The sequence below is a fragment of the Paraburkholderia caffeinilytica genome, assembly GCF_051027425.1.
Taxonomy (GTDB): domain Bacteria; phylum Pseudomonadota; class Gammaproteobacteria; order Burkholderiales; family Burkholderiaceae; genus Paraburkholderia; species Paraburkholderia caffeinilytica_A.
Window position 1 is genome coordinate 910,999 of the sequence record NZ_CP186552.1, and the last position, 14,935, is coordinate 925,933.

Genomic DNA, 14,935 nt, shown 5'->3' on the forward strand with positions numbered 1-14,935 from the left:
CCGCCTTCGACCCCGCATGACGCCGTACCTGTGCCGCGCGGCACGCTGATGATTCAGGGCACCACGTCCGATGCGGGCAAGAGCACGCTTGTCGCGGGTTTGTGCCGTCTGGCGCGGCGTGCCGGCGTGCGGGTCGCGCCGTTCAAACCGCAGAACATGGCGCTCAATAGCGCGGTGACGGTCGACGGCGGCGAGATCGGTCGCGCGCAGGCATTGCAGGCGGTGGCCGCGGGCATCGCCGCACACACCGATCTGAACCCGGTGCTGCTCAAGCCGACGAGCGACCGCGGCGCGCAAGTGATCATCCATGGCAAGGCGCGCATGAATCTCGATGCACGCGCGTATCACGACTACAAGCCGGTCGCCTTCGAGGCCGTGCTGGAATCGTATGCGCGTCTGCAGGCGGCGTACGACACGATTTTTGTCGAGGGCGCGGGCAGTCCCGCCGAGATCAATCTGCGCGACCGCGATATCGCCAACATGGGTTTCGCGGAAGCGGTCGACTGCCCGGTCGTGCTGGTGGCCGACATCGACCGCGGCGGGGTGTTCGCGCATCTGACCGGTACGCTCGCGTGTCTGTCGGACAGCGAGCAGGCGCGTGTGCGCGGCTTCATCATCAACCGTTTTCGCGGCGACGTCAGTCTGCTCAAGCCTGGGCTCGACTGGCTCGAAGCGAAAACTGGCAAGCCGGTGCTCGGCGTGGTGCCTTACCTGCACGGTCTGACGCTCGACGCCGAAGACATGCTGCCTCCCGAACTGCGCGCGGCGCACAGCGGTGACACGAACCGCATGTTGCGAGTGGTCGTGCCGGTGTTGCCGCACATCAGCAATCACACCGATTTCGACGCGCTGCGCGCGCATCCGCAGGTCGATTTTCATTACGTGCGAAGCGGTACGCCACCTCCGCCCGCCGATCTGATCATTCTGCCGGGCTCGAAGAATGTGCCGGGCGATCTGGCTTTTCTGCGTGCGCAAGGCTGGGATGAGGTGCTGCAACGGCATTTACGTTACGGTGGCCGCGTAATCGGGATTTGCGGCGGCATGCAGATGCTCGGACGTGAAGTGGCCGATCCGTACGGCGTGGAAGGTCCGCCCGGAACGAGCGCGGGCCTCGGCTGGCTCGATTACTCGACGGTGCTGACGCGCGAAAAAACGCTCAAGAACGTGACGGGACGTCTCGCATTGCCCGGTTCCCCCGAGGTTGCCGGCTACGAGATTCACATGGGCGAGACGCAAGGTCCGGCGTTGAACTCGCCCGCGCTGCAATTGGGCGTTGCGCATGACGCGCATCCGGACGGCGCGATCTCGGCCGACGGCCAGATCCTGGCCACATACGTGCACGGGCTGTTCGACACACCGGCCGCGTGCGCCGCACTGCTGGCGTGGGCGGGCTTAAGCGATGCCGAGAAAATCGACTACCCGGCGTTGCGTGAGGCCTCGCTGGATCGGCTGGCCGACACGCTCGCCGAGCACCTTGACCTTACGAAGCTTTTCGCTGCGATCGGGTAACGAAGATCAGTCAGGTGGCTTCGATTAATTCTTTTTGGGAAGTAATCAAAGCCTGGAAAGCGATTTTTCACCTCAACTGGTTCGAATAGAGTCTTGATATCGACGCCTGATGCAGGCCGTCTCCCTTTCGTAAAGGACCCGTCATGAACTCGAACCGCTCCGCCGATCTGGCTGCCCTGATCCTCCGCCTAGCCTTGGGCGTTTTATATCTCGCACACAGCTTGCAGAAGATCTTTGTTTTCACGCTGCCGGGAACGGCGCAGTTTTTCGTCTCGCTCGGCTTGCCGGGCTGGCTCGGCTATGTGACGGCGTTCGTCGAATTGATCGGCGGTATCGCGTTGCTGCTCGGCGTGCAGGTCCGCTGGGTCGCGCTGGTGCTGCTGCCGTTCATGCTCGGCGCGATGTCGCAGCATCTGCATAACGGCTGGGGGTTCGCTTCGCCGCACGGCGGCTGGGAATATCCGGCGTTCTGGGCGATGACTTTGGTCGTGCAGTCGCTGCTTGGCGCCGGCGCGCTGGCGCTGGGCGGTGCGAAGGCACCGCGCGCCGTGGCCGCCTGATACAGCTTCATCCAGGCACGAAACCGCGCCGGTACTCTGCTCGCCTCGCTGGCAACAAAAAAGCACGCGCCGTGTGGCCGCGTGCTTTTTTTGTTGCTTTGAGCGAGGGGTGCTTCAGGTGTTCACGGCATGTCGGGCCCTGCGCCGCGCCCTCGCCAATCAATACAACACGATCTGCGTGCAGCGGAACAACGCCATCGTCTTGCCGTTCGGATCGGTGACGGTGGCATCCCACACCTGCGTGCTGCGGCCCAGGTGCACGGCCTTGGCGACCGCGCGGATCGTGCCTTCCGTCGCCGTGCCGACAAAATTGCTTTTCAGCTCGACGGTCGTGAAATTGCGCGCCGTCTCGGGCAGGTGGGCGAGGCACGCATAGCCGCAGGCCGTGTCGGCGAGGCCGATCACGGTGGCGGCGTGCAAAAAACCGTTCGGCGCGAGCAATTCGTCGCGTACGGTCAATTCCGCGGTCAAGGTGCCTTGCTCCAGCGCCAGAACATGCACGCCCAGCAAGCCGGGAAGCTTGCCCTTCTGACGTTCATGCAGGCGTTCGATGGAGTATTCCGGACGGAGTTTGCTCATGAGATTCGGGTCCTCGATGGAAAAAACAGGGGTGTGTGGCCGCTAATTAGCCGTTTGGGGGCTTCGACCCCGGTGCATTTGCCGATATTATCAACGGCTGGATCGACGGGTGAACCTGAAACCGGCAGGGATCAGGGCACATCGGCGCAAGTCAGAGCAAACTGCGCGGCAAACCGGCTGGCGGCGCCCAGCCTTCTTTCCGGGAGAATTCATGACGGTGATCGTGGTGGCGAATCCGAAGGGCGGCGTGGGCAAAAGCACGCTGTCCACCAATCTGGCCGGCTATTTCGCGTCGCAAGGGGAATGGATCGCGCTGGCGGACATGGACAAACAGCAGTCTTCGCACGCGTGGCTGTCGCTGCGGCCGCCTGCGCTGCCGGCCATCGAGACCTGGGAGGTCGACCTTGAAAACCCCGCCAAGCCGCCCCGAGGTCTGGAACACGCGGTCATCGACACGCCGGCCGGGTTGCATGGCAACCGCCTGAATATCGCGCTGGATCTGGCCGACAAGGTGATCGTGCCGCTCCAGCCGTCAATGTTCGATATTCTCGCCACCCAGGAATTTCTCGAGCGGCTGGCCAAGGAGAAGGCAGTCAGGAAAGGCGCGATCGAGGTCGGCGTGGTGGGCATGCGCGTCGACGCGCGCACGCGCTCGGCGGAGCAGCTGCATCGCTTTGTCGAGGGGTTGAAGCTGCCGGTGCTGGGTTACCTGCGCGACACGCAGAATTACGTGCAGTTAGCGGCGCACGGCCTGACCCTGTGGGATGTCGCGAAAAGCCGCGTGGAGAAGGATCTGGAGCAGTGGCAGCCGATCATCCAATGGACCAACGGCGAGAGCAAGAAAGCGTGATATGAATCAGCAGGCGGCGTGGCCGCCCGCTGCATGGAATTACGCCGTGCCGTGCGGCGAAAGGCCGGTTCAGATCCCGCTTAAGTCCAGTTCTGGGTCGGCACGTGGTCGCGGCTGCCCTTGATCTTGTTGTTGTCGTCCACGAACACCAGATCCGGCTTCCAGCCTGCCTTCAGTTCCGCCTCGTCGACCACCGCGAACGCCGCGATGATTACCAGATCGCCAAGTTGCGCGCGCCGCGCGGCCGAGCCGTTCAGCGAAATCATGCCGCTGCCGCGTTCGCCCTTGATCGCGTACGTCGAGAAACGCTCGCCGTTGTTGATGTTCCAGATGTCGATCCGTTCGTTTTCGACGATGTTCGCGGCTTCCAGCAGGTCCTCGTCGATCGCGCACGAGCCTTCGTAGTGCAGCTCGCAGTGCGTGACCGCGACGCGATGGATTTTCGACTTCAGCATGTTGCGTTGCATGACCAATCCCTTGTGCTTCGAATGCGTGTTTGCACAGCCTAAGACGGCTTCAGATTTCGAGGTTATCGATGAGACGCGTGGTGCCGAGCTTGGCGGCGGCCAGCACGACCAACTCCGCGTTCACCTCTTGCGGGCCCGGCGGCAGCAGATTCGAGCGCTTGCGCACTGCGATGTAATCCGGTTGCCAGCCACGCGCTGCCAGTTCCGCCATCGCCGCCTGTTCGAGTTTTGCGAAGTCGCGGTCGCCGGCGAGCACCGCATCGCGCACGCGATTGAGCTCGACGGCCAGCATCGGCGCCTCGGCGCGTTCGGCCGTTTGCAGAAAGCGGTTGCGTGAGCTGAGCGCGAGGCCGTCGGTGTCACGCACGGTTTCCGCGGCGATGATGTCGGTCGGCAGCGCGAACTGGTGGCACATGCTGCGCACGATCATCAACTGCTGATAATCCTTTTTGCCGAACACGGCGACGCGCGGCTGCACGCACGACATCAGCTTCATCACCACCGTGCACACACCCTGGAAGAAACCAGGCCGGAATTCCCCTTCGAGAATGTCGCCCAGATCGTGCGGCGGATGCACACGATACTCCTGCGGCTCCGGATACAGATCTCGCTCAGTCGGCGCGAACAGCACGTAGACGCCTTCTTTCTGCAGCTTCTCGATGTCGGCTTCGAGCGTGCGCGGGTATTTGTCGAAATCTTCGTTCGGGCCGAATTGCAGGCGGTTGACGAAGATGCTCGCCACCACCGGATCGCCGTGCTGGCGCGCGAGGCGCATCAGCGACAGATGGCCCTCGTGCAGATTGCCCATGGTCGGCACAAAGGCGGTGCGATTCTGGCCGCGCAACTGGTCGCGCAATTCATGGATCGAGCTGATGACTTTCATGATCGGACAGGGATTTCCTCGCGCGGCGCGAGACCCGGTTGGCGCAAAAACTCAGGTTTTCGCGGGTCCCGCAGCCTCACTGGTAATGACAGGTTCGGAGCGCGGGATTGTAGTGGATTTGCTCCCGGGGCGCACCGAAATGAGGCGTCTGCGGCAGCGATAGCGCACACAAGCCCCGTTTTGCGGCGTCAGGCCGGCAGATAGGCGAGGCGCACATAGATCGGTGCGAACGGCTCGGCCTGCGTGATTTCGACGAGCGATTCGCGGCACAACTCGAGCATGGCGATGAAATTCACCACGACCACCGGCACGCCCTTGCTCGTATCGAACAGGTCCGAGAACTCCACGAAGCGCGCGTTTTGCAGTTGCCGCAGGATCGTGCTCATATGTTCGCGCACCGACAACTCCTCGCGCGAAATCTTGTGATGCTGAACCAGCTTGGCGCGCTTGATCACGTCGGCCCAGGCGGCGCGCAGGTCTTCGCTATCCACATCCGGAAAGCGCGGCGTGATGCTTTGCTCGATGTACACCTCGGCGCGCAGGAAATCGCGGCCAAGTTGCGGCAGATGGTCGATGCGTTGCGCGGCGAGTTTCATCTGCTCGTATTCGAGCAGGCGGCGTACCAGTTCGGCACGCGGATCTTCGGCTTCTTCGCCGCTGTCGGCCTTCTTCACCGGCAACAGCATGCGCGACTTGATCTCGATCAGCATGGCGGCCATCAGCAGATACTCGGACGCGAGTTCGAGATTGGTCTGGCGCAACTGGTCGACGTAACCGAGGTATTGGACCGTGACGTCCGCCATCGGGATGTCGAGCACGTTGAAGTTCTGCTTGCGGATCAGGTACAGCAACAGATCCAGCGGGCCTTCAAACGTTTCGAGGAACACTTCGAGCGCGTCCGGCGGAATGTACAGATCCGTCGGCAGCTTGAAGAGCGGTTCGCCGTACAGGCGTGCGAAAGCGATGCCGTCTACGGTGTCCGGCGTCGAATCGGTGGCGGGCGCGGCAAGCGCGGCGTCAGGCGCCTGTGTGGCGCCCTTTGCCTCGTCGGCGTGACTCACGCGCTTAGAAGTTTTGATAGTACGAGTAAGGCGTCTGCTCTACGCGCGAGGCTTTCTGCTCGGCGCGTTCTTCGAGATCGATCGGCTGTTTGTCCCACAGCAGCGACCGGCCACGGCGCTGCTCCGCTTCCAGGTTCGGTTTTTGTTGCTTGAGCTGGTTCAGGAACTGGGTGATGTCCGATTGATACATGGCTAGACGTCCGTGGTGTGGGGAATGGCGGCTGCCCAGCGGGGATCCCGCGCGGCATCGCTCCTATTCCATAATTTTACCGCATGCGCCGCGCGTGGTCGAAAAATGACGGCGTGCTTGTCTCCTGCGGGGTTCTGACGCGCCGATCGGACTTTTTTTCAGCGCGTCGATATGGAAATGTTCCCGGCATTCATGCCGCTGTGGTGGCTTGGAGCGGCCTGGATACGGATGCCGGGTTGCGCGGCGGCGCGCGCCGATTTACGCCCGCCCGGCTTCGCCTGCGCGTTCTTCGACGAGCTTCAGAACGGCTTCGCCGAATGCCTCGGGCCGCCCTTCGAAGAGCCGCTCGGCGGCTTTCTCCTCGATCAGACGCTGGCGTAACGTTTCGCGCTCCGCGTGCTGCGTCGCGAGACGCACGGCGGCGCGGACATATTCGTCCACCGTCGACGTCGTCAGCCACGACGGCAGTCCGGCGCGAGAAAAAAGCCCGCTGTCGATGTGCTCGAACACTTCCGCGCCGCACAGGTTGACGCCGGGCAGGCCGAGCGTGAACGAATCGACAATGCCATTCGTATTGCCGAATGGGAACGGGCTGATGAACATGTCCATGGTGTTGAGAATTTGCAGATACCGCGGATAGGCGGTAGAGCCGTATACCCATGCGTGCGATTCCGGCAGCGCGGCGTGGATCGACTTTCTGACGTACGCGATGTCGACGCCTTCGCCCCATGAGGTCATGAAGTGAAAGCGCACGGGAACGCCCGCGGTCTCGATGATCGAGCGGCACGCTTGCAGGAAAACCGGGTTGATCTTCATCGCGCTGGCCGTTACCGCGATATTGATGCACTCGCCGCGCGGCGGAATGGCCGGCGTGATATCCGACAGCAGTTTCGATGGCCTGTACGGTTGCCCGTCCTTTGGCAGGCGCAGCAGCTTTTCGCTGAAGCACGCCGGGTCGCCGACGAAGTCGTCCTCGACGCTCACATAGTCCATTTGCGAGCTGTGCATGGTCGCGGGATGGCCGAGCCCGGCGATCTGCAATGGCGCAAGGCGCACGTTGCTGACGAAAATGGTGTGAGAGAACATGCCGACGCTCGGCATGTACAGGACGTCCGGCTGATGTTCGTCGACGAAATCCTGCAACTGGCGGATGCAGTCGCCGATGTGCTCCGGGTACTCGAACGGAATGAACCGGTCGAAAATAGCGCGCCCCATTTCGTCCACGTGCTGGTCTTCGCCGAACGCCACGACTTCGAAATGTTCGCGCGCCGCGAGCATCGTGCGTGAGTGCGTGCGGTAGATCGAATGGCCGCCCGTGAACCATTCGAGCACAACGAGCATCACCGGTTTGCGCCTCGTCTGCGGCATGCGCGCAGCATCGCGTCCGGGCGCGACTTCGCGCTCGAGCAGCCCGAGCGTCCGCAGTTTGTTGCGGACCAGCCGGTTAATGCTGCGTTTGACCGCGTGCCGCTGCGGCAGAAGCGAGTAACTGCAGTGCATGTAGGCGGCGCAGACCGCCCAGCCCGGCAGGTCGTCGAGATCGTCGATCGTATCGAGCACCGGCGGCAACCATTCGGCCATGCGTTCGCGCTTCGCATGCGCGGCCGGCGAGATGACGACGGCCGCGCCGAGCATCGAGATGCCGAGGCTTGCCGCGAGCACGGGATCGCTTTTTGCCAGTGCGCCGAGATCCATGTCGTATTGCGACTCCGCTGTGTACAGCACGAGTTGCTTCCTGGTAAGTGCATCCACACCGTCCTTGTCATCCGGCGCGGGCGCGTGTTCGAGCAATGCGCGGACGATGTGGTCGGTGCTGCCGTAGGACGTCGCGGCAAACAGCATGTTGAGCCATGGGCGGGCCCAGAACAATTGACCACACTGTTCGTTCGAGAACTGGAACCCTGGGTCCGACAGCAGCGTGGTCAGTGCGTCGGCGATACGTTGCAGGATTTGCTGCGATTGTTCGTCGCGCGGCTCGTTTGGGACAACGCTTGCCAGCCGGTCGTCCGGGAGCGTGCCGCGACGTTGAATCAACGTGTCGAGCAGGGCGACGGTTTCGGTATGCGCACCGTCGTAGTCGCAGGACTGGACAAGGGATTCCAAACGATCAAGAGAGAATTCTGTGCTCATGGCTATGGTCGATAATGAACGGCCTGCGTTGTTCTGCATGCCCGGTGTCTTCAATGAGAAAGCGTCTGACAGAACAGGGGTGACGCTGGGTGTGTCGGCTGGGATCGTGGCATCGCGGCATCGCGGAGATTCGCACCTGAACATCGTGGGGGCGCTTCCTGTCTGTGTTGCCGACTGATGAACATTGTCAAAGAGTTCGATCGGCCTGCATGTAGGAGGAGTCTTATTTTGAGAAAGCTATTTCGGGTGCGGCCGGACTTTTTTGTGGACGAATCCGAGACGCAGGCGCGAAAAGTCTGCGGAACGTTCGGCTTAGGAAGCGCGTCCAAGGCGGGCGCATAGGCTGCAGGGCGCCCGGTGCGGCTCGTGTTCTTTGATCAACGCGTCTTGCGATGGCATGCGTCATGTCGCCGCCTGCGTTGCCCGCGATATTGTTTGGCGGATCGGTCCCCGGCAGGCAAACCCTCGCACCAATGTGGTCAAATAGCGGGCGCCCCGTCCAGCCTTGAGCGCCGGGTGGCCGCATTCCTAAACAGCTGTTAAATCTGAGCCGGAGGTCGTGTTTGGCGGGGTGGACAAACGAGCAGTCGCGCGAGCGACGTCAGGAAAGCGCGGTGAAAGCCTGGCATCCCATGCGCGGCGCATCGTTGACGACCGTGCTTTTGCGCGGCTGGCTCGCTTGCGTCTTCAGCGCACTGCTGCTCGTTACACTGAATGCCCACGCCGCGCGCCCGAAGGCCTCGTACCAGGTCGACATCGAAGCGACGCCGCGCTCGCTGCGCAAGCTGCTGGAAGCGCATCTGGATATCGCGCGGTTCGCCAAGCGCGCCGACATCAGCGACGACCAGTTCGAGTTCCTGATTACCGCCACACCCCAGCAAGTGCGCGATCTGGCCTCCACGCAAGGCTACTTCACACCGATCGTGCGCACCGACGTCAGAACCGTCGACGACAAAAAACGCGTCACGGTGAGCGTCGATCCCGGTCCGCAAACGCTCATCAGTTCCATTTCCCTGTCGTTTAGCGGCCCGGTGCTGACCGAAGACCCGGCTCAGGAAAACGCCGCGCGTTTTGCGTTTTCACTGCACGAAGGCGATCCGTTTTCGCAGGACGGCTGGGACGACGCAAAAAACGCGTCGCTCAAGGCGCTGCAGGCGCGCCGCTATCTGGGCGCGAAGATTTACCACTCCGAGGCGCGTGTCGATCCGCGCACGCATGAGGCGAAGTTGTCGGTTACGTACGAAAGCGGTCCGACCTTCACTATGGGCAAGCTCGACGTCTCGGGCACGCGGCGCTATCCGGAGCAGATCGTCGATAACGTGAATCCGATTTCGGTTGGCGATATCTATGACGTGCAGCGCGTCGCCGAACTGCAACGGCAATTGCAGAACACGCCGTACTACGCGAGCGTCGCGATCGACGTGGATAGCGACCCCGCCAAACCGGTCGACACGCCGATGCACGTGAAGGTGTCGGAATATCCGTATAACAATATCCGCGGCGGCGTGGGTTATTCGACGGACAACGGTCCGTTGATCCAGGGCGCCTATTCATATCTGGACACGTTCGGCAAAGCGTGGCCGTTCACGGTCGAGGGCCGTCTCGACCAGAACCAGCAATACGGGCAGATCCAGCTTGCCATGCCGCCGGGACCGCGTGCGTGGACCAATAGCGTGCTGGCGTCCTACACCACTACCGACGTTTCCGACACACGCATCTACAGCATCCGCGCCGGCGTGCAGCGGGCCCGCACCTCGCAATTCATCGACTACAACTATTCGATCCTGTACTACCAGGACCGGCTCGACCAGAACGCCATTGCGCCGACCACGAGCCGCGCGCTGGTCCCGTCGTGGTCGTGGACCCGACGCAATACCGACGACCCGCTGTTCCCGCGCTCGGGCAACCTGATTCACGTCGAAGCGGGTTTCGCGGTCAAAGGCGTGCTGACCGACCAGACGTTCGCGCGCGGTTACGCACGCGGCCAGCAGTACCTGCCGATCGGCAAGGAAGACCTCGTGCTGATCCGCGCCGAACTCGGCGGCGTGTTCACGAGCGGCAGTTCGAGCGGTATTCCGGCTTCGCTGCTGTTCCGCGCGGGTGGTTCGAATTCGATACGCGGCTACAGCTATCAGAGCATTGGTAATAGCGTCGACGGTTCAGTGCTGCCCACCAAGTATCTCGTCACGGCGGCAGCCGAGTACCAGCACTGGTTCACGCACGATTGGGGCGCGGCGGCGTTCTTCGACGTCGGCACCGCCACCGACACCTGGGGAGAAAAAGTCTTTTATCCGGGTGTCGGCGTGGGGGCGCGCTGGCGCAGCCCGGTCGGCCCGGTCAATGTCGATGTCGCCTATGGGATACGCAACAGAAGCGTGCGGCCGTACCTGACGCTCGGCATTGCCTTCTGATGGAACCTGCTTTCACATGACCTACGCATGACCACGGACGCTTCCGCTCAACCATCCTCGCAGCCGCCAGGTGCTTCTCCGCCTGGCCAGCAGCCGCCCGAGGCGCCGCCGGCAAAGCGCCGGCTCGGCCGCTTGCTGCTGAAAACGCTTGCGTGGTTGGTGGTCGTGCTGGTGCTGCTAGCCGCGTTGGCCGTCGGCCTGCTGTACGGCGCGCTGACAACCGAGCGGGGCACTGCCTACGCATGGCAGGCAGCGGTCAAGCTGTTGGGCGGCAAGCTGACCGGCACGCTGGAGAGCGGCGCGCTGGCGAACGGCGTGCAATTGCGCCAGGTGCGCTGGCGCAGTCTCGACAGCAGCGGCACCGATATCCAGATCGACCGCGTGGCGGGCCGCTGGGGGCTCACGCACAAACCGTGGCGCTTCACGATCGACTATTTGCATGTCGGCACTGTCGACGCACGGATCGGCGCATCGTCGTCGAGCAGCAGCGAGCCGGTGAAGCTCCCGCAAGACTTGCAGTTGCCGCTGCAGCTGGAAATCCGCGACGTCCAGGTCGACCGGCTGCTGTTGCACCAGGGTGCGTCGACGACGGAGTTTTCGCACTTCGCTTTTCACGGGCGTAGCGACGGGCGCCACCACGAGGCCGCGATCGAACGGCTCGACACGCCGTTTGGCGCGGTGACGGCGGCGGCGAAGCTCGACGGCGTTCAGCCGTTCCCGCTCAGCGGCGATCTCGGCTATTCCGGCAAGGTCAACAACGAGGCGGTGCAGGTGGGCGGCCATCTGAGCGGCTCGCTCGAAAATCTCGTCGCCGAGCTCGACGCCAGCGGCATGAAGCTCGCCGGCCATGCCCAGGTCGAAGCCACGCCATTCGACGACGTGCCTTTGCGGCGTGCCACGCTGACCTTCGATCACATCAATCCGCAGGCGTTTGCGCCCGGCGCGCCGCTGGCCGATCTGGCCGTGCGGGCGGAATTGCAGCCGGTGACGCAAGGTGGCGTCAGTACCGATACGGCCAAAAAAGGCGTCGCGAGTTTCGCCGTCGCCGGGCACGTTTCGATCGTCAACGCCCGGCCCGGTGCGATCGACCAGAACCTGCTGCCGTTGATCGATGCCAACGTGGACGTGCACCTCGACGCTCAGGCGCAGCGCATCTCGAACCTGAACGTGCGGCTCGTGAAGAACGCCACGCTCACCGGCGGCGGCGCGCTGACCGGCAAGCGCGGACAGTTCGATCTGCAGGTTGCCGGGCTCGACCTGAACGCGCTGGAAGCGACGGTGCGGCCCACGCAGCTTGCCGGTCCCATCGGCATCCGTCTGAACGACGACGTGCAGAGCCTCACGCTCGACCTCGCCGACCCGAAAGCGGCGCTGCGCGCGCAAGGCAAAATCACGTTCGACCCGGCCCGCATGAGCTTCAACGATGTGCGCGTGACGTCGGGCAAAGGCCGCATCGACTTGTCGGGCGCGCTCAAGCACGATGCGAATTCCAGCTACAACCTGAAAGCGCAACTGACCGATTTCGACCCATTGACGCTCGCGTCGCAGATGCCGTCGCGCACGCCGGTGGCCGGCCCGGCGCCGGCGGCGAGCAACGCAGGAGGCAAGGCCGGCGCACCCGTCAAGCCAGGCACGGCGGAAGCGGGCAGCACGGCCGGCGCCAAAAGCGCGGCGCCGGGCGACCAGGCCGCCGCCGTGGCGAAGAACACCGCCAAAGCGGTGGTGAAGACCGAAGTGGTCCAGCGCAAAACGCCGCCGCCCAAACGAGGCGCGCCGCCGGCCCGCAAGGTCGAGGCGCGTGTGAGCGGCACGCTCACCGCAGCCGGCATGCTCGGTCCAGTCTTTACCACCAAGGCGGAATTCAAGCTGGGACCGAGCGTCTACGACGGCCTGCCGCTGACTGGCGGCGGCACCGTCCAGTTAGCCGGCTCACGGATTCTGCCGAGCCGCGCGAATCTGTCGGTGGCGGGCAATCAGGTGGATCTGCAAGGCAGCTTCGGCGCGCGCGGCGACCGGCTGCGCTTCAAGGTCGATGCGCCGCAACTTGAACGCCTCGGTTTCGGCCTCGCGGGTCTTGTCGCTGCGGATGGCGACGTCACCGGCTCGTTCGCGCATCCGAACATCGTGCTGAACTACAAGGCCGACAGCGTGGTGTTCAGCAGCAACCGCATCGGCCATGCGGAAGGCCACGCGGAATTGCGCGACGGTGCGAACGGCGCGCTTGTCTTCAGCACCGACGCACGCAATCTCAGCGCCGGCGGCGTCGATCTGACCACGCTCACGGCGCACCTGTCCGGCACGCGCGCGAATCACACGCTCGAAGCCGCGGCCACCGGCAAACTGCAGGACCGCCCGCTCGATCTCACGCTCGCCGCCAACGGCAAGCTGACCGAAGCGCGCGACGGCACCCGCTGGGACGGCACGGTGACGCGCCTGCAGAACCGCGGCACACCGGCGCTGAATCTCGAGTCGCCGCTCGCCGTGAGCGCAGGGCCGAGCCGCCTGACGCTCGGCGCCACGCGCCTCACGCTCGAAGGGGCGGTGCTGAGCCTGAAATCGTTCGCCTTAGACCACGGCAAGATCCAGTCGGCGGGCAGCTTGACCGACATTTCGCTGGCCCGTCTGCAGGATCTGCGGCGCGAGGTTACCGGCGAGCCGCCTGCCGTCAAAACCGATCTGGTGTTCGATGGCGACTGGGATTTCGCGCTTGGCAGCACGGCAACGGGCCACATCCAGCTCAAGCGCCGTAGCGGCGACGTCACCGTCGAAATCGGCCGGGGCCTTGCCTCGCTGGGTCTCTCGGACATGAGCGCGCGCGCCGAATTTACCGGCGGCAACCGGCTCAATGCCACGGTGCACGCCCAGGCGAGTCGGATCGGCGTGATCGATGCCGACGCGCACACCATGCTGGTCATGCGCGACGGCTTCCTGAGCGTCAACGAAGAAGGTGCGGTCACCGGCAACGTGAATGCGAATGTGCCTTCGCTGAAAACGACCGGCGGCCTGTTCGGTCCGAGCTACCTGCTCGACGGCCACCTCTCGCTCAAGCTCGCGCTCGGCGGCACGGTGGCCAAGCCGAATCTGACCGGCGCGCTGGTCGGCGACGGTCTTTCCGCGACCCTGGTCGATCAGGGCGTGCAGTTGAAAGACGGCGTGGTGCGTATCGCGCTCTCACAGAATCTGGTGGACTTCCAGCAGGTCGAGTTTCACGGCGCGAGCGGTACGTTGCGGGCCACCGGCCGTGTACGGCTGGACGGCGCGGAACCGGATCTGGCCGCGAGCATCGTCGCGGACAAGCTGGAACTGTTCGCGGCGCCGGACCGCAATCTGTCGCTGTCGGGCAGCGCGAGCGTGGCGAATGCCGGGGCGGAGGGCGGCATGGCGATCAATGGCAAATTCGTGGTCGACCATGCGTTGTTCGACATGCCGGAGCAGTCCGCACCGAAGCTGGGTGACGACGTGGTGGTGGTGCGCCCTGACGGCACGGTGGCCGGCGAGCGGCAGCCGCCGGTGGCCGGTACCAACAAGCCGATCGGACCGTTCGCGCCGCGTGCGAATATCGACATCAGCCTGGGCAATAGCTTCCGCTTCCGCGGTCAAGGCGCCGACCTGGGACTCACCGGCACGATCACCGCGATGAGCGCGCCGAACCTGCCGCTGCGCGCGGTCGGGAACGTGCGTGTGACACCGGGGTCGACCTATACCGCGTTCGGCCGCAAGCTCAACATCGAGAACGGCTTCTTTACGTTCAACGGGCCGGTGGCGAATCCCGGCATCAACATTCTGGCGATGCGTCGCAATCAGCAGGTCGAGGCGGGCGTGCAGGTCGTCGGCACGGTGCAGTTCCCGGTGGCGAAGCTGGTGTCCGAGCCGAACGTGCCGGATAACGAAAAGCTCTCGTGGCTGCTGTTCGGTCACGGCACGGATCAGGGCAACAACCTCGGTCAGCAAAGCACCATGACGACGGCGCTCGCGCTGCTCGGCAGCGCGAGCGGCAAGCGAATCGCGCAGACCTTCGGGCTCGACGAGTTTTCTATCGGACGCAGCGAAGTCGGACTGACCGATCCACAGGTGGTGATGGTGTCGAAGGCGATCAACGAGTGGCTCGTGCTGGGCTACGAGCAGGGGCTGCAGTCGGCCAGCAATGCGATCAAGGCGACGGTCAACCTGACGCGCTATTGGTCGGTCGCGGCCTACGGCGGGACGTTCGACGGCATCGAGCTGCTGTACACGCGGCGCTTCGACCGGATCCGGTGGTGACCGGGCCCGGACAAAAAAAACGGCACGCCTTTAAT

General features: G+C 63.8%; 11 protein-coding genes, 1 tRNA gene and 1 pseudogene. 6 read left to right on the plus strand and 7 right to left on the minus strand.

All coding sequences use genetic code 11. The features are described from left to right. Nucleotides 1-48: 48 nt before the first annotated feature. Nucleotides 49-1,509, plus strand: a complete 1,461-nt coding sequence (locus ACOSV0_RS04005; RefSeq protein ID WP_434110156.1) for a cobyric acid synthase — start codon at nucleotides 49-51, stop codon at nucleotides 1,507-1,509. Nucleotides 1,510-1,652: 143 nt separating this feature from the next. Then, nucleotides 1,653-2,069 (plus strand): DoxX family protein, encoded by a 417-nt coding sequence (locus tag ACOSV0_RS04010; RefSeq protein ID WP_434108888.1) that lies wholly within the window; start codon nucleotides 1,653-1,655, stop codon nucleotides 2,067-2,069. A gap of 159 nt (nucleotides 2,070-2,228) precedes the next feature. Here the strand turns inward: ACOSV0_RS04010 and ACOSV0_RS04015 are convergent, their stop codons facing one another. Continuing rightward, nucleotides 2,229-2,648 carry a PaaI family thioesterase gene (locus ACOSV0_RS04015; RefSeq protein WP_434108889.1) on the minus strand — a complete coding sequence of 140 codons (420 nt, stop codon included), beginning with the start codon at nucleotides 2,646-2,648 and terminating at the stop codon, nucleotides 2,229-2,231. A 211-nt stretch (nucleotides 2,649-2,859) separates the two neighbouring features. Between ACOSV0_RS04015 and ACOSV0_RS04020 the strand changes: the two genes are divergently transcribed. Further along, nucleotides 2,860-3,498 (plus strand): ParA family protein, encoded by a 639-nt coding sequence (locus ACOSV0_RS04020; RefSeq protein ID WP_434108891.1) that lies wholly within the window; start codon nucleotides 2,860-2,862, stop codon nucleotides 3,496-3,498. A gap of 80 nt (nucleotides 3,499-3,578) precedes the next feature. Here the strand turns inward: ACOSV0_RS04020 and panD are convergent, their stop codons facing one another. Continuing rightward, the gene (gene panD / locus ACOSV0_RS04025; RefSeq protein ID WP_012432059.1) at nucleotides 3,579-3,965 is read right to left on the minus strand and encodes an aspartate 1-decarboxylase; all 387 of its coding nucleotides are present in this window, start codon (nucleotides 3,963-3,965) and stop codon (nucleotides 3,579-3,581) included. A gap of 136 nt (nucleotides 3,966-4,101) precedes the next feature. Beyond that, a tRNA-Ala gene (locus tag ACOSV0_RS04030) sits at nucleotides 4,102-4,183 on the minus strand. On the opposite strand from ACOSV0_RS04030, the gene ACOSV0_RS04035 reads away from it, so the two are divergent. Then, entirely contained in the window at nucleotides 4,147-4,302 is a 156-nt protein-coding gene (locus tag ACOSV0_RS04035) for a hypothetical protein (RefSeq protein ID WP_434108892.1), read from the plus strand. The genes ACOSV0_RS04030 and ACOSV0_RS04035 overlap by 37 nt on opposite strands. A gap of 378 nt (nucleotides 4,303-4,680) precedes the next feature. Here the strand turns inward: ACOSV0_RS04035 and ACOSV0_RS04040 are convergent. From ACOSV0_RS04040 to ACOSV0_RS04055, 4 genes and pseudogenes are all read right to left on the minus strand, one after another. Beyond that, nucleotides 4,681-4,848: pseudogene (locus tag ACOSV0_RS04040) on the minus strand (pantoate--beta-alanine ligase); the annotation flags it as partial. A gap of 188 nt (nucleotides 4,849-5,036) precedes the next feature. Continuing rightward, nucleotides 5,037-5,909, minus strand: coding sequence for a segregation and condensation protein A (locus ACOSV0_RS04045; protein WP_434108893.1), 873 nt, complete (start codon nucleotides 5,907-5,909; stop codon nucleotides 5,037-5,039). 4 nt (nucleotides 5,910-5,913) lie between these two features. After that, a complete protein-coding gene (locus tag ACOSV0_RS04050) occupies nucleotides 5,914-6,099 on the minus strand; it encodes a DUF3460 family protein (protein WP_054035105.1) in 186 nt (61 codons plus the stop codon). A 258-nt stretch (nucleotides 6,100-6,357) separates the two neighbouring features. After that, nucleotides 6,358-8,229 carry an adhesin gene (locus tag ACOSV0_RS04055; protein WP_434108895.1) on the minus strand — a complete coding sequence of 624 codons (1,872 nt, stop codon included), beginning with the start codon at nucleotides 8,227-8,229 and terminating at the stop codon, nucleotides 6,358-6,360. A gap of 632 nt (nucleotides 8,230-8,861) precedes the next feature. Between ACOSV0_RS04055 and ACOSV0_RS04060 the strand changes: the two genes are divergently transcribed. Continuing rightward, nucleotides 8,862-10,640: an autotransporter assembly complex protein TamA gene (locus ACOSV0_RS04060; protein WP_434110158.1), complete on the plus strand. Its 1,779-nt coding sequence runs from the start codon at nucleotides 8,862-8,864 to the stop codon at nucleotides 10,638-10,640. A gap of 27 nt (nucleotides 10,641-10,667) precedes the next feature. Then, nucleotides 10,668-14,900 (plus strand): translocation/assembly module TamB domain-containing protein, encoded by a 4,233-nt coding sequence (locus ACOSV0_RS04065; protein WP_434108896.1) that lies wholly within the window; start codon nucleotides 10,668-10,670, stop codon nucleotides 14,898-14,900. Nucleotides 14,901-14,935 lie beyond the last annotated feature (35 nt).